The sequence below is a fragment of the Halobellus sp. EA9 genome (assembly GCF_051195055.1).
Taxonomy (GTDB): domain Archaea; phylum Halobacteriota; class Halobacteria; order Halobacteriales; family Haloferacaceae; genus Haloquadratum; species Haloquadratum rubicundus.
This window is the reverse complement of the sequence record NZ_JBNTJW010000002.1, coordinates 190,729-207,385: the sequence shown is the minus strand read 5'-3', so window position 1 is coordinate 207,385 and position 16,657 is coordinate 190,729. Positions and strand designations below refer to the sequence as shown.

Below are 16,657 nucleotides of genomic sequence, written 5' to 3'. Positions count from 1 at the left end.
TTTCGCGTATAGCAATCCACATTAACCCCGAACACGAATCCGTCGGATATGACTCAGTCGTACGTGATCATCGGCGACGGTGTCGCGGGCAGTTCCGCCGCCGAAACCCTCCGCGAGGAGGATCCCGACGCCGATATCACCGTCATCACGGACGAGGGCGAAGCCCTGTATAACCGCATTCTGATCAAGGAGTTCGCGAAAGGCAAGCTCCCCGAGGCGCCCATCTCGATCCACGACGAGTCGTGGTACGACGAGCGGGACATCGACCTCCAGCTCAACACGCTCGTCGTCGACATCGACGTCGACGGCCACACCATCGAGACCCACGAGGGCGAGGAGTACGCCTGGGACAAGCTGCTCGTCGCGACCGGCGGGACACCGACACAGCTCCCCGTCGACAACTCCGACGCCGAGGGCGTCCACCACTTCTGGACGTTCCAGGACGCCCGGGCGATCAAGAACCACATCGAGCAGGCGGACAACTCCGTCATCGTCGGCGCGGGCCTGCTCGGCATCGACCTCGCCGCCATCACCGCGGCCCAGGACGTCGAGGGCAAGTACCTGATGCGCGGCGACTGCTGGTGGCGCTACGCCCTGTCGGAGGAGGGCGCCGAGATCATCCACGAGGCGCTCCGCGAGCGCGACGTCGAGCCCGTCTTCCAGTCCGGCGTCGACCACTTCGAGACCGACGACGAGGGACACGTCACCACGGCGGTCGACCCCAACGGCGACGAGTACGACGCCGACTTCGTCGGGATCGCGATCGGCCTAAACTTCAACACCGAGATCCTCCAAGACACGCCGATCGAGACCGACGACGGCATCGTCGTCGACGAGTACATGCGGACGAACCACGAGGACGTCTTCGCCGCCGGCGACATCACGCAGTTCGAGGACCTCATCCTCGGCGAGCGCGCCCAGAACGGCGCGTGGGGCTCCGCGAAGGAACAGGGCTCCATCGCCGCACAGAACATGGTCGACTACGGCTCCGAGTCCTTCGAGTGGGTCTCCTCGTACTCGATCACCCACTTCGACTTCCCGTTCCTCTCGTTCGGCCACCCGACCCTGGGCGACGACGAGGCCGAGGCGAAGTACTCCGACACCGAGTGGCGCCGGCTGGCGTTCAAGGACGGCCGGATCGTCGGCGGCGTCCTCATCGGCGACCTCTCGCCGCAGTCGAAGTACAAGAAGCTGATGCGCGAGCGCCGCGCCGTCGCCGACCAGAAGGACGTCCTGATGCAGCAGAACTTCGAGCTGGACGAGCTCGAACTCGAAGAGGCGCCCGCGGAGTAGCGACCGAGCCGGTCGGACCCGCGCCCGCGACTGTTTTCCGTCGTCTTTCTCCGTCGTCCGTCTCCGTCGCCGACGTTCGCGTCCCACTCCCGTCGCCTGCCGTCCGTCGATCACCCCACAATGTTTATCATCTTTCCTGTCGTTTGGTAGCGTATGTCACGTTCTGATCGAAGCCGGAGCGGCGCAGACGCCCCCGCCGTCGTCGTCGAGTGCGACGGGGAGACGGTCGAGGCCGCCGATCGCGTACAGCACGTGGATCAGCTCCCGCCGGGCGACCGACAGGCGTTCCTCGACGTCGTCGACGGCACCGGCCGCGCGCTCGACGCCACGGAGCTCCGACCCGGGGACGTCGTCCGGTACACCGAGTACTACTGCGTGATCTGAGCGCCGTTGCGGACCGATGCAGTTTTCGGCGGGTAGGCGATAGGCGGAGGTATGAGCGACGAGCCCTCAGGCGGCGGCGCGCCGGGCGGCGGCGACGCCGATATGACGCTGGCGTTCGAGCTGGACGCGCTGCGGAACCTCGCGGACCCGAACGCCGTGTTCAACGACGCCCGACAGTGGACGGAGTACGTCGGCGTCGTGAGCGAAAAGCCCACCTACGTCGTCACCAACTACACCCGGAAGCACCGGGTCCGCCAGGACTTCTTCTCCGGGCCGCGCGGCGTCGAAGAGAGCCTCGAAAACGTCAAAGCGCAGTTCGACACCGATCGGCACGTCTTCGTCGGCGTCTCCGAGGAGGACAGGGAGATCGCCGAGGTCGCCGGCTGGGAGTACCTCCCCCTTCAGGACGCCGCGGAGGCCGCGGGCTGGCGCATCGCCGGCAGCGCCGCCAGCACCGACCCCTTCGAGTCCAGCGACCGCGACGACTGGCCCTGATCGGCCCGGGCCGCGATCCGCCCGTATCGACCGCCACATCCAAAAGCTATTTTTGCCGGGAACCGCCCGAAAACCCCGCATTCTTCGGCGAACGAAAGCGTTAATCGAATACCGTTCTACTTGTCCGACGATGAGTCACCAGCTTCCTGACGTACAGGCGAGCCAGCCCGACGTGACAGTGGGGCTGAGTCAGGTCGGCGTCACCGGCGTCGACAAGCTCGTCAAACTCGCCCGGGACGGCCGCCAGCGGCCGCTCGTCCTGATGGCCGAGTTCGAGGTGTTCGTCGACCTCCCCAGCGGTCGCAAGGGGATCGATATGAGTCGGAATATGCAGGTCATCGACGAGACCCTGGAGTCGGCCGTCTCCGAGCCGGCGTACCGCGTCGAGGACATGTGCGGCGACGCCGCCGAGCGCCTGCTCGCGAAGCACGATTACACCTCCACCGCCGAGGTCCGGATGACGGCGGACTTCGTCGTCCGCGAGGACACCCCCGCGAGCGGACTCGCGACCCAGAGCACGATCACCATCGTCGCCAGCGCCACGGCGACAGAGGAGGGCACCCGCGAGGGGATCGGCGCCGAGGTCACGGGGATGACGGTCTGTCCCTGCTCGCAGGGGATGTCGGCCTCGCGCGCCCGCGACGTCCTCCACGATCTCGACGTCGACGACGAGACCATCGACGAGTTCCTGGAGAAGGTCCCCCAGCCGGGCCACTCCCAGCGCGGCCACGCGACGCTCACGGTCACCGCCGACGGCTCGCCCGACGTCGACCTGATGGAGATCGCAGAGATCGCCCGCGACTCGATGTCCGCGCGGATCTACAACCTCGCCAAGCGCCCCGACGAGGACCACATGACCTACCAGGCCCACGCGGACGCGAAGTTCGTCGAGGACTGCGTGCGCTCGATGGCCGAACAGGTCGTCGAGGAGTTCGACCACCTCGACGACGACGCCGTCGTCCATATGAAGCAGTCGAACGACGAGTCCATCCACCAGCACAACGCCCACGCCGAGCGCGAGGTCACCCTCGAACAGCTCCGCAGCGAAGTGAACGGGCACTCGGAGTAGTTCCGTTCCTATTCCTCACCCGTCCCCAGCGAGAGCGGCTCCGCCGCCTCCCAGGTCGGGTCGAACATCTCCCGGACGTCGCCGGCGAACTCCGGGTCTTTCAGGTCGATCATCGCGAACGCCTCCGCGGGGTCAAGCGGGTTCGGCACCTCGATGCAGACCTCCACGTCGTCGATGAGCTCGAACGTCCCCGAGAGGTCCGGCGCCGTCCGGACCGCGAAGTCCGGGTGGTCGGCCAGCCGGTCGAGGTAGCGGTCGCCGACGCTCGACGGGAGCGAGTCGACCAGCTCCGGGGCCATCAGCACCGAGACGTCGACGCCGCGGTCCAGCGCCGCCTCCAGTTCCTCGGCCACCTGGTCGCCGACGACGCCCAGGTCGAACTGCGGCGACACCGATCCGGCGACGACGACGAGGGAGTCGTCCGCGGCGGCGAGGCGCTCGACGAGCAGTTCCATCGACTCGTCGGCCCCGACGGCGGCCGTCCAGAACTGGCTCTGGACGGGCTCTGCGGCCTCCAGTTCCTCTGTGAGTTCGTCGACGACGCTCTCGTACTGGCTCGCCTTCTCCCTGAGTTCCCGGCGCTTGTTCTCTAAGAGTCGGTCGAGCGCGGTGTCCGGCTCGACGGCGACGTACTTCTTCGGCCGGCTCGCCGCCTGGCTCCGGACCAGATTGTGCTGTTCGAGGCTGTTGAGGACGTCGTAGATCCGACCCATCGGCACGTCGCTGGCGCGCGACAACTCCTTCGCGGTTGTCGCGCCCGTCCGCAGCAGCGACCGGTACGCTCGCGCTTCGTACTCCGAGAGACCGAGGTCCCTGAGGCTGGCCATATCACTCACACCGAAGCCACGGGTAAAAACGAACCGGCGGTTTACACGCGTGTCTCGTTCTCCCGGTCCGCCGGCTCGATCCAGTCTCCCGGGTCGATTACGGGCCCGTGAGCGACGAGACGGCCGTCATCAGTTCGTCGGGCGTCGTCGCGTCGCGGGCGTCGTCGCCGACGCGGACCGTCGCGGTCCCCGCGTCGACGGCGGGCGCAGCGGGGACGACGACGGCCTCGTGGTCGCTCACGCGCAGCGCCGCGCGGTGGAGGTCCGAGCCGGCTTCGTCGCCGACGGCGACGACCAGGTCCGACCGGGTCAGCCGCGCCGCCACCGAGCCGTAGCCGGCGACCTGGATACCGATCCGGTCCCACGCGCCCGCGAAGGCGGCGATCCCGGCGTGGGCCGCGTCGCGGTAGTCCGATGCGGTCCGTCGGTCGGCGTCTCCCCCGCCGTCCGCGTCGGCGTCCGTCGCGCGGCAGAGCACCGAGAGGTCCAAGAGCGCCTCAGCCATCTCGACGCCGCCGTCCAGCGGCCGGAGCGGTTCGTCGAGGAGGCCGACGTCGACCTCGGGACCGTCGCGGAAGGCGCCCTCGGGCTCCTGGAGCGCGTCGACGGCCGCGTCGGCGACGCGGCGGGCGACGGCGAGCGGGTCGCCGGTCGAGAGCGCGTCGGGACCGAGCACCTGCCGCGCGGTGGTGAACGCCGAGACCACGCGGGCGTGGTCTTCGAGGAGCAGTTCGGGCGCGGCGCTCCCCTCGGCGTCCCCGTCGGCGGTGTAGTGCGAGACCACGCCCTCGTCGTCGACGAACGCCCGGTTCAGGGTATCGAGGACGCGCTCGGCGTATTCGGTAGCCCGGTCGTCGTCGGTGTAGGCGGCGAGCGTCAGGAAGGCGTCGGCCGCCAGCGCGTTCCCCCCGGCGTAGCCGGTGAGGTCGCGTCGGGGGCCGAACTCCGGCGCCCCGGTGTCCGCTCCGCCCTCGTCGTCTTCGCCGCCTTCACCGCCTTCGTCGACGGGGGCGACGCTCCCGCCGAAGGCGCTCCCGTTCCAGAGCCGATCGACGAGGAAGTCACGCGTGCCGACCGCCGGATCGAGCAGGTCGTCGTCGCCGGTGTAGAGGTAGCCGTTGGCGAACGCGCGGACCAGTGCGGCGTTGGCGTCCAGCACCTTCTCCGTGTGCGGATCCGTCCAGTCGCGGCCCTCGGCGTAGCGGTAGAAGCCGCCGCGCTCGCCGTCGTAGAGCGATTCGGCGATCGCGCCGAGCGTCTCTGTCGCCTGGTCGCGCGCCCGCTTGAGCGCGAACTCGACCGTCCGCGGGAGCGGGAACTTCGCGTCCGTTCCCCAGCCGGCGAACCGCGGGTCCCACTTCTCGTCGAGCTGGCCCGCCAGGTGCGACTCGATCCGCTCGTCGACCGGGCCGGCGGGCGTCGGCTCGCCGGCCAGCGCCCGCGGGATCCGGCCCGCGTCTTCCCCCGACTCCGCCCAGCGGTCGCGGACGGAGCCGAGGACCTGGCGCATCCCGTCGGGCGCGAGGTACGTCGCCCCCGAGATCACCTTCCCCGACGGCGTGCAGAAGACCGTCGAGGGGAAGCCGCCCATATTGTACCGCTCGCGCACCCGCGGCCGGCGGTCGACGTCGACGCGGATCGGAACGAAGCCGTCGTTGACGTTCGCGGCGATCCGCGGCTCCGCGTAGGTCTCGGCGTCCATCTCGTGACAGCTGTCGCACCACGTGGCCGTGAGCGCGAGCAGCACGGGACGGTCGGCCGCCGCTGCCTCCTCGAACGGCGCGGGGCCCCACTCGCGCCACTCGACGTGCGTCCGGTCGTCGGTCATACCCCCGCTCCGGCGTCGCTGGGGGTAAGCCCTTCGAGTAGGCGACGGCGACCGGAGCGACCGCGCCGACACAAGGGCTATGAACGGCGACCGCGAACGAGGGCGTATGCGAACGCGCTGGGTCATCGCGCTCCTCTTGGCGATCCCCCTCGCCGACACGCTCCTGTTGCTCCCGGTCGCGGGAGCGATCGGGTTCGTCCCGACGGTCCTGCTCGTGGTCCTCACGGGCCTCGTCGGAATGCTCCTCGTCCGTGCGGAGGGCCGGCACACCCTCAGAAAGCTCCAGCGGAAGGCCGCGACGGGGGAGGTCCCGACCGACGAACTCCTCGACGGCGGGCTGCTCATCGCCGCGGGGGCGTTCCTGCTCACGCCCGGCATCGTGACCGACGCCGTCGGCTTCGCGCTCGCCCTGCCGGTGACGCGCTACCCGATCCGCGAGGTCGTGAAGCGCTACGTCGTCCGGCCCTATCTGGACCGCCAGACCGGCGGCTTCGTCTCGGGCAACGTCTGGGTCGGCGGCTTCCCGAGCGGCGACGACGAGGTCGTGAACCTCGACCCCGAGGAGTACGGTCGACCCGGCGACGACAACTCCTGACGGGTCGCGTTCGTCGGCGACTCCGCCTCGTCGGGGACGGCGTTTTCGCGGGACGGCACCACCGGACTGCCGAAAGGAAACTCTTAAACTACTCATCGAACTACGAGTAGATGCGCTCGCCTGGGCCAATAGCTCAGTCAGGTTGAGCGCTCGGCTGATAACCGGGAGGTCCACGGTTCAAATCCGTGTTGGCCCACCTAACAACCGGGCGGTCTTCGACCGTCCGGGGTTGGGGCCGTACAACTCCCCAGCCACCTAACTTCGTGCGATACCATTACCCTGGAGACACGTCTCCGTTCGAGCCGGTACGGCTCACGGAGACCCGGACGTGGACAAAGGCGGTACGCTGCGACCGGCAGCCAGCGGTCACCCGATCGACGCCGGCTGGACCGAGAACGTCGCCGTGCAGCTACGACGAGTGCGTCTCGACCGCGACCTCGTCGACGTAGTGCTCCGCGTCGCCCTCCCAGATCACGCTCGTCCCGACCGAGAGATACAGCCTATCCAGCGAAAGCGCCGGCAGCGTCCACTCGAAGGTGTACTCCCGCCACCCGTCGGCCAGCCACAGCGGCTCCCGGAGGCCGCCGTAGGGCATCTCCCCCGGCGCGCTCGTGTTGAGCCCCGGATCCGGAAAGTCCGCCTCGGCCGCCGGCCGCTCGGGACCGAGGCGCATCACGGCGTCACGGAGGGTATTGAACGACTCGAACTCGCTCCAGAACTGCGCGGTCACGGTGATCCGGGAGGTCCCGTCCGTGGAGATCGATACCGGACGGGTCGCCCACGTCACGCCGTCGTCGTAATCGCCCTCGTTCCAGATCCGGAGCGACCGGTCCCCGCTCGCCGCTTGGGCGTCGGAGACGGCGACCTCCCAGTCGAAGTCCGCGAGGTCGACCTCGGGCCCGATCGCCGCCGCGGGCTCCCAGCCGTCCAGCCCCGACTCGAAGCCGTCGGTGAACGCCGGATCGTCGCCGTCGAGACACCCCGCGAGCGCGAGCGTGCCCGCGGCGGCGCCCCGACGCAGTAGGTCACGTCGATACACCCCGGAATCGAATCCCCGAACTGAAAAATAGCTGGCGGGGCGTGGGCGGGAGGCGTCGGCGACGCTGCCTGCGAACCTACAAGCCCGAAGCGACCGAGCGGTGGCGTATGGACCGTCGGCTCCGCGTCGGTGCGACGCTCGTGTTCGTCTTCGCCCTGCTCGTCGTCGGCGCCGCGGCGGGCGTGTCAGCGTTCTTCGAGGCGCAGAAGGACCGCAACACGACGGCGACGTACCACTACTCGACGGAGGTGAGCACGAACGGCACGCTCGCCGACGCGACGCTGTATCTCCCCCTCCCGGTCGATCCCGACGGGACGCCCACGGTGGAGTCGGTACGGATCTCGAACTACGAGGGCCCCGAACCGAACTGGACGGCGCGGGTCGCCGAGACCGACCGCGGGCCGATGCTGGCGATCGAAGCCGACGAGATCGTCGGCGAGGAGCGGTACTATCTCGTCACCGAGAACGGCTCGCTGGCCCGTCCGGGCACGGTCAGCCCCGCGGAAGTCCCCGAGAATATGACGGGACTGTCCCTCCGGCCCGCGCTGACCCGATACGAGATACTGGCCGAGGTCACCGTCGAGCCCTTCGGGAACGGTATCGAGAACGGACTCATCGAGACGCGATACCCGCGCGGCAACGCCAGTCTCCTCTCGGCGACCTACGCCTACGCGCCGGGGGCGTGCGGTCCGATCTGGGACGGTCCGGCAGAGACCTGCGCCGCGTTCCGGGTGGACCTCTACGCCGACTACGAGACCGCGCCGACGACGGTCGTCCGCGTCGGCCCCGTCGAACTCTGGGGCGTCAACGAGTGGGGATGGTTCTTCGCCAACAGTTTCAACGAATACACCCAGCGGGTCGAACAGGTCGAGTTCGAGGGGTCTCACGAGGGGTGGACGAGCGCCGGCGGCGAACTCCACGCCGGGCGCGGAAATTACTGATCGGAGGGTACTAAACACGCCGATCTCGGGTAATAAAGGCGACCGGAACGACGCAGTCGAATCGCCGGACGCGACGGCGGAACCCCGCGGCACAACGCATATATGCGGTGAAAGACTTATACACGGCTATGTCGCGGTCCGCGCTAGTCGGAAACGTCACGGCGATGCTGGAGGACGCGGGGTTCCTCGTCAGCGACCGCTGTGCGATCCGGCCGAAGAGTTTCGACATCGCCGCACGTCGCGGCGACGATCTCCTCCTCCTCAAGATCCTGGGGAACATCGACGCGTTCGACGGGCGGACCGGCGAGGAGATGCGGCGGCTCGGGACCTACCTCGATGCGACCCCGATGGTGATCGGGCTTCGGACCCGCGACGAGGACCTCAAGCCCGGCGTGGTCTACTTCCGGCACGGCGTTCCAGTGCTGAACCCCGACTCGGCGACGGAGCTGTTCGTCGAGGGCGTGCCGCCGCTGATCTACGCCGCCCCGGGCGGGCTCTACGTCAACATCGACGGCGACCTGCTGTCGGACGAACGCGAGGAGCGCGGCTGGAGCCTCGGCCAGCTCGCCACGGAACTCGGCGTCTCCCGGCGCACCGTCTCGAAGTACGAAGACGGGATGAACGCCTCGATCGAGGTGGCGATCCAGCTCGAAGAGCTGTTCGACCAGCCGTTCTCCAGCCCCGTCGAGGTGATGGACGGGGCCGAGGACGTCCGCGACGCCGAGCCGACGCCCGACGACCCCGACCCCGAGTCCGACGACGAGCACGTCGTCCACGTGCTGACGCGGGCGGGGTTCACCGTCCACCCGACCGCCCGGGCACCGTTCAAGGCCGTCAGCGAGGACGAGGGGCGCAGCCGGGACTTCACGCCGATGCTCACCGGTCACTCGCCGTTCACCCGGAGCGCCGAAAAGCGCGCCCGGATCATGTCCTCGCTCGGCGAGGTCACCCGGACGCGGTCGGTCTACTTCACCGAGGACCAATCGAAGCGCGACGCCGTCGAGGGCACCGCCCTGGTCAGTTGCGAGGAGCTCGCCGACATCGACGACCCCGATGAGATCCGGGACCTCATCCGGGACCGCTCTCAGGAGCCGACCGAGGCCTAAAAACGGGGAGCTTCGGTCTCGGGTCTCGATTGCGACGTGGGACCGTCAGGACGCGTCGCCGTACGTCTTCTCCAGGTACGCGACGATGTCGTCGCTCTCGGGCATCCCCTCGACGCCGTGTGGCTCGTCGACGAGGACGGGCACGCCCGTCTGGCCGCTGATCTCTTCGACTTCGGTCCGCTCTGCGTGGGCCGAGGGGACCATCACGGACTCGTACTCCAGGTCCAGTTCCGCCAGTTTGTCCTTGACTTTCGCGCAGTACGGACAGCCTTCGAGTTCGTACAGGACGAGATCTGACATCGCTCCCAGGTAGGAAAGCCGGTCTAAAGAGTCACGCGGTTGAGTGCGCGCGCGGCGCACGAGAGCACGCCGACGCGACTGCGGCCGGCGGCGGTCACGCCCGTCGGTCGGCGAGCCGCCGGATCCCGGCGAGGATCCGCCGCCGCGCGGCGACCAGTTCCCCGCCGGTCCAACAGAGCCCGACGAGGACGGCGCCGATGGTCCACGCGAAGTCCCAGCCGGACATCCAGACCGGGCGGAGCCACGGCGTGACGTGCGCCCAGCGGGTCGCGAACTCGGTCATCGGCCCCTCCAGGGGAGTCCCGGCGAAGGTCGCGCGGATCCGCCCCGCGAAGCCGACGCCGCCCTCGCCGCCGGCGGTGAGCTGTGCGCTGCCCGTGATCTCGTAGGTGCCGCTGGCGTTCAGATCGCGGATCGTCGGCCCCGACGACTCGGGGCCGGTCCCGATGCGCTCGGCGTCGTAGGGGCCCCATGTGGCGTAGTACTCCCAGACGACCTCGCCTCGGGGCGTGATCTCCATCACGCGGTGGTTGAGGGTGTCCGTGATCAGGGTGTTGCCGTTGGGGAGCCGGTCGGCGTCCCGCGGCCAGTTGAGCGACTCGCCGCCGACGCTCCAGGTCCGGACCCACTCGCCGCCGTCCTTCGCGTACTCGACGACTCGGTTGTTACCGCTGTCGGCGACGAGGATCGTCGGCGTGCCGTTCTCGCTGACGAGCCAGTCCGGGTTGTGCTGTTCGCGGAGGACCGAGTAGTTGTTGTCGCTGCCCAGCCGATCGACGATCTTCTTCGTGGTCATATTGACGACGATCGCCTGATCGAAGTTGCGCGGCGAGATGAGCAGGCGGTCCTCGCCGACCGGATCGACGTCGTTGACGTGGGACCAGTCGTCGTTGTAGCCGCCGTCAGTGCTCGCGGGGAAGTGGTTCTTGAAGTACCACTCCCAGGTGATCTCCCCCGTCGAGCGGTTGTAGACGACGACCCGGTCGTCGCTCACTTCGGCTGAGGCGTTCCACTCCCGCATGTTCGCGATGGCGATGCGGTTCTCGCCGATGTAGGTCACGTCGTGGGTGTCGGTCATATTGAACCGCTTCTGCCAGACGCGCTCTTGGGTCTCGGGGTTCAGCTCGAAGACGAGAGTGTCGCCCGCGCGTGGCGAGGAGACCAGGAGGTTCCCGTTCGGCAGCGGATCGACGTCGAAGAACCACGCGCCGCCGCCGACCCGATCGTCGTGGGTCCAGCGGAGGTCGCCGCGGGGGCCGACCGAGATGATCCGGGCGGGCTTCTTCGGGTTCGTGTTACCGCGGAAGGTGTACCCCTGCGTGCTGATCACCGTCGGGCCGCCGGCGGGACTCGTGATCGTACCGGGCTTCAGACTCGTCTCCTCGGCGGGATCGTACGTCAGCGCCGAGACCGCCGACGGCGCCAGCAAGGAAACGACGAGCAGGAGCGCGAGACCGCGGAGCGCTGTCTTCCGGGAGAGCGGCGACGAGAGCGTCACACCGCGGCATCAGAGTGTGATTATTGAATCTCTTGCGGTCGCCGGCGGCGACGGGCGTCGACGGGGGGCTGGCGACCGGCCGCGTCGGCGGTTCGCTACACCTGAGCGGTGAGGACGCCGCCGGTCCGGACGACGAAGTAGACGACGAACGCGCCCGCGAGCACCCAGTGGCCGAAGCGGAGGTCCTCGCGCCGGCCCGCCGCGAGCTTGATCAGCGGGTACGAGACGATGCCCGCGGCGATGCCGTAGGCGATCGAGTACGCGAAGGGCATCACCAGGATCGTCATCCCGGCGGGGACCGCCTGGGTGAAGTCGTTCCAGTTGATGTCGACGACGTTCCGGAGCATCACGACGCCGATGACGACGAGCGCGATGTGGGAGGCATACAGCGGGATCGCGGCCGCCAGCGGCACGATCGCGAGCGAGAGGACGAAGAGCACCGCGACCGTGAGCGCGGTCAGGCCGGTGCGGCCGCCCTCCTCGACGCCCGAGGCGGACTCGATGTAGGTGGTGACCGTGGAGGTGCCGAGCATCCCGCCGACGGTCGTCCCGACGGCGTCGGCCATCAGCGGCTTGTCGATGTCGGGGAGGTTCCCGTCCTCGTCGAGGAAGCCGCCGGCCTGGCCGACGCCGACGAGCGTGCCCGCGGTGTCGAAGAAGTCGACGAAGAAGAACGTGAAGACGATGAGCGAGAAGGTGAACGCCTCGACCTGGCTGAGTCCGGAGAGGAAAGCGCCCGCAAGCGGCGTGATGTCGTACTGGACGGCCCGCGACCCCGCGACGAGCCCCGCGTCGGGCGCGACCGGGCCGAAGGCGGTGACCGCCCAGCCGAGGACGGTGGTCGCGACGATGCCGATGATGATCGAACCGGGGATATCGCGGGCGTAGAGCGCGAACGTGAAGAAGAGGCCGACGACGGAGACGATCGCGACGGGATCCGAGGCGATGGAGCCCAGCGTGACGAGCGTCGCGGGGTCGTCGACGACGACGCCCATCGCCTGGAGGCCGATGATCGCCAGGAACAGGCCGATCCCGGTCCCGACGGCGAACTTCACGGGCTCGGGGAAGAGCCGGATCACGTACTCGCGGGCGCCGATCGCGGTGAGGGCGATGAAGATGAGCCCCTCGACCACGACGGCGGCGAGCGCGGTCTGCCAGGGGACGCCGAGCGCGCCGACGACGGTGAACGCGAAGAAGGCGTTGAGGCCGAGCCCCGGCGCCTGTGCGAACGGTCGGTTGGCGTAGAACGCCATCACGAACGTCGCCGTCGCGGCCGCGAGGATCGTGACGACCGCGAGCATCGACCGGACCTCCGCGGGGGAAAAGCCCGCGAGGATGATGCCCGGTTTCGCGTCCGGAATGCCGGCCAGGATCGAGGGGTTCACCACGACGATGTAGGACATCGTCAGGAACGTGGTCAGTCCCGCGAGAATCTCGGTGCGGAACGAGGATCCGTGTTCTTGTACATCGAAGAAGTTCTCGACGGAATCAACGAGGCCCATAATGCACGTCTGAGCATATTCCCGATCTGTATTATAAGGGTTGTCATATCGGGGGTCCGCGCGCCGCCCCGCGCCGCCCCGCCGGCGTTGCGGTCGCGGCCGCCTCACTCGGCGTCGAACGTCGAGAGCGCGCCGACGGGCGCCTCGGTGAGATCGCGGGCGCGCTCGATGCCCTCGTCGCCGACGGCGATGAGCGCGAAGACGCCCGAGACCTCCGCGTCGGCCTGGGTCGCGATGTCGAGGAGGAGCTCCTGGGTCTCGCCCGAGCGGATGAGGTCGTCGACGACGAGGACGCGCTCGCCGCGGGAGATGGCGCGGGCGGGGAGGTAGTAGGTGAGTTCGATCCCGGAGGCGAGCCGCTGGCGCGATTCGATGAACTCCTCGACGGCGGTCTCCTTCGACTTCTTGGCGTAGGCGACGCGGGCGTCGAAGTAGCCGGCCATCGCCGCGCCGAGGGTGATGCCGTCGGTGGCGGCGGTCAGGACGACGTCGGGGCGCTCGAAGCCGAGCGCGTTGGCGGCGACGGGTGCGACCAGATCGAGGAAGGACTGGTCGAAGACGATGCCGGAGTTGTCGACGTAGCCCTCGTCGTCGAACTCGACGCGGGCTTCGAGTTCGGCGGCGAGCGCGTCGCGGCCGACGCCCTCGACGACCTCGCGGGCGCGCTCGATGCCGGGGAGGACGTGGCCGTTGACGTAGCGGTTGAGGTCGCCCGCGGGGAGGTCGGTGAGCGATTCGAGTTCGTCGTACGTGCGCGTCTCCTTGAGCATCCGCAGGACCGCGACCGCCTGTAACTGGAGGGCCGCCTTCTCCGCTCTGTTCATATCACGATGTGCTCGGTTGCGTAAGTATGAATACGTCGATACGGAATACCGATAAAACAACCACGAACGTGGATTTGACAGCGAAAGAAAATCCGTCAGCGGTCGGCGTCGGCGAGCAGGTCCTCGGCGGTCACCAGCGCGTCGAGTTCGACGTCGGCCTCGGCCAGCCGTTCGCGCGCGCCCTCCTGGCGGTCGACGACGACGAGCACGCGGTTGACGACCGCGCCCGCCTCCCGGAGGGCTTCGACGGCGTCGAGCGCGCTCTTGCCCGTGGTGGCGATGTCCTCCAGCACGACGCCCTCCTCGCCCTCGGAGAGGCGGCCCTCGATGCGGTTGCCGGTCCCGTACTCCTTGGCCTGTTTGCGCGCGATGACGTAGGGGAGGCCGGTCTCGACGCTCGTGACGGCGACGAGCGGGACGGCGCCGAGCGCGACGCCCGCGAGCTTGCTCTCGTGAATCTTCTCGGCGAAGGCCTCGGCGATGAGTTCGAGGCAGTGGGGGTCGGTCTCGAAGAGGTACTTGTCGACGTAGTACTCGGAGGTGCCGCCGTGGGAGAGCTCGAACTCCCCGAACTTGACGGCGTCGGCGTCCCGGAGCGCGGTGATGAGTTCGTCGTTCGCCATTGGCAGAGAGAGCGCGAGGGAGGCGCTTAAACGGGACGATTCGGCGCAGAGAGTAGTGCGGAAGCGGCACGGAAGCGGCGCGGAAGCGGTGCGGAAGCGGCACAGAGGCGGCGCGGAGGCGGCGCGGAGGCGGGGCGGGGCGGGGAACACCCGTCGCTGTACCGCGAGACGAGCGAACGCGAGTCTCGCGGCCTTTTTCCCTCCAGGTTTTTGTCGGGGGTTCGAGGCCGCGCTCGCGCGGCCGAGGACCCCCGAAAAAAAGTGGGTTAGTAGGGCTCTTCCTTCAGTCCCAGCAGATACGCGATCCCGTTCGTCGCGACGTGAAGCACGGGCGTGAGCACGACCACGACGCCGAGGACGGCCAGCGAGAAGGTGTCGAGGAACCACCCGAGGTCGGCGAGGGCGGCACACGCGAGCGCGCCGGCGACGAAGTCCAGTTGGTCGACGACGGGGAACGCCGCGCCGCGCTCGCGGCCCGTCCGGCGCTTTATGAACGACGCCGCGATGTCGCCGAGCATCGCTCCGAGGGCGAGACCGAGCGCGGCGGGGAGGGGAAACGCCGGGACCGACACGCCCGTCAGTCGGACGACCACCGGGCCGAGGAAGTTGAGCGCCTGCGCGAGCGCGACGCCCGCGAGCGTGCCCACCGCCGTCCCGCGCCAGGTCTTGCCGTCGCCGAGGAGGCGGCGGCCGCCCATCGTCCGGCCGCCGTCGATCGGCGCCCCGCCGCCGGCGAGGACCGCGACGTTGTTCGGGACGTAGGCGGGGAGCATCGCCCAGAACGCGAAGACGACCAGATCGAGGGGCATACGTGTCGACTCCGCGGGGAGTCACAAAAGTGTCCCCGGTTCCGGTTCTGGTCCCGTCCCGGCCCCTCTCGGGAGTCCGTCGATCGCACCGCGGCCGTTATGTGAACTCCGCGAGGGAGTCGAAGCGGTCCCAGCACTCACAGTCCAAGTCGTCGATGGAGGTGACTTCGTCGGGGAGGTCCGAGATCGGCATTCCGTCGCCGACCTGCTCGCACCCGTCGGTGTGGATGGAAAAGTCGTCGGTCGCCATTACGGGCATACCTCCCGATAGCGACGGGGAGGCTCAAAAGCGTTCAGGCCCATTCTCGGGAACGATTCTCGGGCCGCGAGGCGCCCAGGGCGCGACAGCAGCCATTTAACCCCGCGGCCGCATCTTCGAGTCGACAAATGTCCTCGTGGAGGCGCGATTTCGCAAGCGGCCTGATCGTCCTGACGCCGGTCCTGGTTATCCTGTTCGTCCTCAATTACCTCTACTCGCGGATCGTCGACCTGCCCGTGATCCGGCAGCTGCCGGAGCCGATCGGGTTCGTCGTCGCCGTGACGGTCTTCGTGATGTTGGTCCTCTCGGTGGGCTACCTGATGCGGACGACGATCGGCCGGCTGTTCGAGGCGTACCTCGACGCCGCGATGAACCGCGTGCCGCTGGTCCGCGTGCTCTACAACGCCTCGAAGCTGGCGGTCGAGACCGCGGTCACGGGGACCGAGGACCTCCAAAAGCCCGTGAAGGTCGAGCCCTGGGAGGGGATGCGGATGACCGCGTTCAAGACCGGGAAGGTCACAGACGACGGCCGCGAGGTGCTCTTTATGCCGACGGCGCCGAACATCACCACGGGGTTCGTGATGGAGGTCGAATCCGAGGACATCACAGAGACCGACGAGCGCATCGAGGAGGCGCTCACGCGGGTGCTGTCGGCCGGATTCGGCGAGGAGGAACGCAGCCCGCCGATCGACATCGACGCGCGCTCCGAGGAGTAGTCAAAGACTGCCTCGGGGCAAAAAGCCCTATACGCGCCGCCTCGATCCCCGCGTATGGTCATCTCGACGACGTCGGTGTGGGACGAGGTCGCCGACGGCATCGCGGCCGAGTCCGTGATCGAGTACGAGAAGGCGACGGTGTACGGCGATTACAAACAGGAACGGGTGTTACACCAGGGGAGGATCCGACTGCTCCCGAACGGGTGGATCGCGCTGCCGACCGGGCGGCTGCTGTCGCCCGAGGCGGTGCATCACATCGATCCTTAGCGGGAGGGACGGCGATGAACGTAGGCTTCGCGCTCACGGGAGTCGTATTCGTGCTCGTCGGGGCCGATATCGGAAGGCGACCGGCGTATCACGCCGAGCGGTTCGGGAGATACAGTCTTGTCACCGGTGGAAGCGCCGGGTCGAACCGACTGACGCGCGCACTCGGCGCGTTCCTCGCGATCGCCGGTATCGTTCTGCTCGTCGGTGGTGTGGCCGTCTGAGTCGGTCGAGAGGGTTGTTGAGTCCTGCAAACTCACCTAAAGAGAGTACAGCGCGCCCGCT

At 68.5% G+C, this 16,657-nt stretch carries 20 protein-coding genes and 1 tRNA gene; 11 read left to right on the top strand and 10 right to left on the bottom strand.

The genetic code is table 11. From position 1 onward, the window contains the following. Positions 1-48 precede the first annotated feature (48 nt). The 4 genes from ACQUQ0_RS03890 to mptA all read left to right on the top strand — a co-directional run bounded on the left by ACQUQ0_RS03890 (position 49) and on the right by mptA (position 3,241). Positions 49-1,293, top strand: a complete 1,245-nt coding sequence (locus tag ACQUQ0_RS03890) for an NAD(P)/FAD-dependent oxidoreductase (RefSeq protein WP_435183282.1) — start codon at positions 49-51, stop codon at positions 1,291-1,293. 153 nt (positions 1,294-1,446) lie between these two features. After that, complete coding sequence (locus tag ACQUQ0_RS03885; RefSeq protein ID WP_435183281.1) at positions 1,447-1,677, top strand: hypothetical protein; 231 nt, start codon at positions 1,447-1,449, stop codon at positions 1,675-1,677. Between the two features lie 51 nt (positions 1,678-1,728). Further along, positions 1,729-2,172: a DUF7124 domain-containing protein gene (locus ACQUQ0_RS03880; RefSeq protein WP_435183280.1), complete on the top strand. Its 444-nt coding sequence runs from the start codon at positions 1,729-1,731 to the stop codon at positions 2,170-2,172. A gap of 130 nt (positions 2,173-2,302) precedes the next feature. Beyond that, a complete protein-coding gene (gene mptA, locus ACQUQ0_RS03875) occupies positions 2,303-3,241 on the top strand; it encodes a GTP cyclohydrolase MptA (RefSeq protein WP_435183279.1) in 939 nt (312 codons plus the stop codon). An 8-nt stretch (positions 3,242-3,249) separates the two neighbouring features. On the opposite strand, the gene ACQUQ0_RS03870 is transcribed toward mptA, so the two are convergent. Next, positions 3,250-4,068, bottom strand: coding sequence for a TrmB family transcriptional regulator (locus tag ACQUQ0_RS03870; RefSeq protein WP_372391382.1), 819 nt, complete (start codon positions 4,066-4,068; stop codon positions 3,250-3,252). Between the two features lie 97 nt (positions 4,069-4,165). After that, positions 4,166-5,896 carry a DUF255 domain-containing protein gene (locus ACQUQ0_RS03865; protein WP_435183278.1) on the bottom strand — a complete coding sequence of 577 codons (1,731 nt, stop codon included), beginning with the start codon at positions 5,894-5,896 and terminating at the stop codon, positions 4,166-4,168. Between the two features lie 106 nt (positions 5,897-6,002). Here ACQUQ0_RS03865 and ACQUQ0_RS03860 point away from each other — a divergent pair, with 106 nt between their 5' ends. Together ACQUQ0_RS03860 and ACQUQ0_RS03855 are read left to right on the top strand one after the other, a co-directional pair. Next, complete coding sequence (locus ACQUQ0_RS03860) at positions 6,003-6,491, top strand: FxsA family protein (protein ID WP_435183277.1); 489 nt, start codon at positions 6,003-6,005, stop codon at positions 6,489-6,491. A gap of 122 nt (positions 6,492-6,613) precedes the next feature. Next, positions 6,614-6,687, top strand: a tRNA-Ile gene (locus ACQUQ0_RS03855). Between the two features lie 213 nt (positions 6,688-6,900). Here the strand turns inward: ACQUQ0_RS03855 and ACQUQ0_RS03850 are convergent. Continuing rightward, on the bottom strand, positions 6,901-7,530 hold the full coding sequence (locus ACQUQ0_RS03850) for a hypothetical protein (RefSeq protein WP_435183276.1): 630 nt from the start codon (positions 7,528-7,530) through the stop codon (positions 6,901-6,903). Between the two features lie 107 nt (positions 7,531-7,637). Here ACQUQ0_RS03850 and ACQUQ0_RS03845 point away from each other — a divergent pair, with 107 nt between their 5' ends. Beyond that, positions 7,638-8,471 (top strand): hypothetical protein, encoded by an 834-nt coding sequence (locus ACQUQ0_RS03845; protein WP_435183275.1) that lies wholly within the window; start codon positions 7,638-7,640, stop codon positions 8,469-8,471. 128 nt (positions 8,472-8,599) lie between these two features. Next, positions 8,600-9,577, top strand: a complete 978-nt coding sequence (locus ACQUQ0_RS03840) for a transcriptional regulator (protein WP_435183274.1) — start codon at positions 8,600-8,602, stop codon at positions 9,575-9,577. A gap of 45 nt (positions 9,578-9,622) precedes the next feature. Here ACQUQ0_RS03840 and ACQUQ0_RS03835 read toward each other — a convergent pair whose 3' ends face one another. The 7 genes from ACQUQ0_RS03835 to ACQUQ0_RS03805 all read right to left on the bottom strand — a co-directional run bounded on the left by ACQUQ0_RS03835 (position 9,623) and on the right by ACQUQ0_RS03805 (position 15,383). Further along, positions 9,623-9,877: a glutathione S-transferase N-terminal domain-containing protein gene (locus ACQUQ0_RS03835; protein WP_435183273.1), complete on the bottom strand. Its 255-nt coding sequence runs from the start codon at positions 9,875-9,877 to the stop codon at positions 9,623-9,625. Between the two features lie 94 nt (positions 9,878-9,971). After that, positions 9,972-11,375: an aryl-sulfate sulfotransferase gene (locus ACQUQ0_RS03830; protein ID WP_435183272.1), complete on the bottom strand. Its 1,404-nt coding sequence runs from the start codon at positions 11,373-11,375 to the stop codon at positions 9,972-9,974. 95 nt (positions 11,376-11,470) lie between these two features. Next, positions 11,471-12,877 carry an NCS2 family permease gene (locus ACQUQ0_RS03825; RefSeq protein WP_435183271.1) on the bottom strand — a complete coding sequence of 469 codons (1,407 nt, stop codon included), beginning with the start codon at positions 12,875-12,877 and terminating at the stop codon, positions 11,471-11,473. Between the two features lie 104 nt (positions 12,878-12,981). After that, a complete protein-coding gene (locus tag ACQUQ0_RS03820; RefSeq protein ID WP_435183270.1) occupies positions 12,982-13,701 on the bottom strand; it encodes a phosphoribosyltransferase family protein in 720 nt (239 codons plus the stop codon). Positions 13,702-13,796: 95 nt separating this feature from the next. After that, on the bottom strand, positions 13,797-14,324 hold the full coding sequence (gene pyrE, locus ACQUQ0_RS03815; protein WP_435183269.1) for an orotate phosphoribosyltransferase: 528 nt from the start codon (positions 14,322-14,324) through the stop codon (positions 13,797-13,799). Between the two features lie 266 nt (positions 14,325-14,590). After that, entirely contained in the window at positions 14,591-15,133 is a 543-nt protein-coding gene (locus tag ACQUQ0_RS03810; RefSeq protein WP_435183268.1) for a CDP-2,3-bis-(O-geranylgeranyl)-sn-glycerol synthase, read from the bottom strand. Positions 15,134-15,230: 97 nt separating this feature from the next. Beyond that, the gene (locus ACQUQ0_RS03805) at positions 15,231-15,383 is read right to left on the bottom strand and encodes a hypothetical protein (RefSeq protein WP_372391652.1); all 153 of its coding nucleotides are present in this window, start codon (positions 15,381-15,383) and stop codon (positions 15,231-15,233) included. 137 nt (positions 15,384-15,520) lie between these two features. Here ACQUQ0_RS03805 and ACQUQ0_RS03800 point away from each other — a divergent pair, with 137 nt between their 5' ends. The 3 genes from ACQUQ0_RS03800 to ACQUQ0_RS03790 are packed head-to-tail and all read left to right on the top strand — an operon-like array spanning position 15,521 to position 16,596. Next, positions 15,521-16,108 (top strand): DUF502 domain-containing protein, encoded by a 588-nt coding sequence (locus ACQUQ0_RS03800; RefSeq protein WP_435183267.1) that lies wholly within the window; start codon positions 15,521-15,523, stop codon positions 16,106-16,108. Between the two features lie 54 nt (positions 16,109-16,162). Then, positions 16,163-16,375, top strand: a complete 213-nt coding sequence (locus ACQUQ0_RS03795; RefSeq protein ID WP_372391447.1) for a hypothetical protein — start codon at positions 16,163-16,165, stop codon at positions 16,373-16,375. Positions 16,376-16,389: 14 nt separating this feature from the next. Further along, positions 16,390-16,596, top strand: coding sequence for a hypothetical protein (locus tag ACQUQ0_RS03790; protein ID WP_435183266.1), 207 nt, complete (start codon positions 16,390-16,392; stop codon positions 16,594-16,596). Positions 16,597-16,657 lie beyond the last annotated feature (61 nt).

Coding starts and splice junctions, on each gene's coding strand:
- ACQUQ0_RS03890 (WP_435183282.1), top strand. CDS start 49: ATGACTCAGTCGTACGTGATCATCGGCGACGGTGTCGCGGGCAGTTCC.
- ACQUQ0_RS03885 (WP_435183281.1), top strand. CDS start 1,447: ATGTCACGTTCTGATCGAAGCCGGAGCGGCGCAGACGCCCCCGCCGTC.
- ACQUQ0_RS03880 (WP_435183280.1), top strand. CDS start 1,729: ATGAGCGACGAGCCCTCAGGCGGCGGCGCGCCGGGCGGCGGCGACGCC.
- mptA (WP_435183279.1), top strand. CDS start 2,303: ATGAGTCACCAGCTTCCTGACGTACAGGCGAGCCAGCCCGACGTGACA.
- ACQUQ0_RS03870 (WP_372391382.1), bottom strand. CDS start 4,068: ATGGCCAGCCTCAGGGACCTCGGTCTCTCGGAGTACGAAGCGCGAGCG.
- ACQUQ0_RS03865 (WP_435183278.1), bottom strand. CDS start 5,896: ATGACCGACGACCGGACGCACGTCGAGTGGCGCGAGTGGGGCCCCGCG.
- ACQUQ0_RS03860 (WP_435183277.1), top strand. CDS start 6,003: ATGCGAACGCGCTGGGTCATCGCGCTCCTCTTGGCGATCCCCCTCGCC.
- ACQUQ0_RS03845 (WP_435183275.1), top strand. CDS start 7,638: ATGGACCGTCGGCTCCGCGTCGGTGCGACGCTCGTGTTCGTCTTCGCC.
- ACQUQ0_RS03840 (WP_435183274.1), top strand. CDS start 8,600: ATGTCGCGGTCCGCGCTAGTCGGAAACGTCACGGCGATGCTGGAGGAC.
- ACQUQ0_RS03835 (WP_435183273.1), bottom strand. CDS start 9,877: ATGTCAGATCTCGTCCTGTACGAACTCGAAGGCTGTCCGTACTGCGCG.
- ACQUQ0_RS03825 (WP_435183271.1), bottom strand. CDS start 12,877: ATGGGCCTCGTTGATTCCGTCGAGAACTTCTTCGATGTACAAGAACAC.
- ACQUQ0_RS03820 (WP_435183270.1), bottom strand. CDS start 13,701: ATGAACAGAGCGGAGAAGGCGGCCCTCCAGTTACAGGCGGTCGCGGTC.
- pyrE (WP_435183269.1), bottom strand. CDS start 14,324: ATGGCGAACGACGAACTCATCACCGCGCTCCGGGACGCCGACGCCGTC.
- ACQUQ0_RS03810 (WP_435183268.1), bottom strand. CDS start 15,133: ATGCCCCTCGATCTGGTCGTCTTCGCGTTCTGGGCGATGCTCCCCGCC.
- ACQUQ0_RS03805 (WP_372391652.1), bottom strand. CDS start 15,383: ATGGCGACCGACGACTTTTCCATCCACACCGACGGGTGCGAGCAGGTC.
- ACQUQ0_RS03800 (WP_435183267.1), top strand. CDS start 15,521: ATGTCCTCGTGGAGGCGCGATTTCGCAAGCGGCCTGATCGTCCTGACG.
- ACQUQ0_RS03795 (WP_372391447.1), top strand. CDS start 16,163: ATGGTCATCTCGACGACGTCGGTGTGGGACGAGGTCGCCGACGGCATC.
- ACQUQ0_RS03790 (WP_435183266.1), top strand. CDS start 16,390: ATGAACGTAGGCTTCGCGCTCACGGGAGTCGTATTCGTGCTCGTCGGG.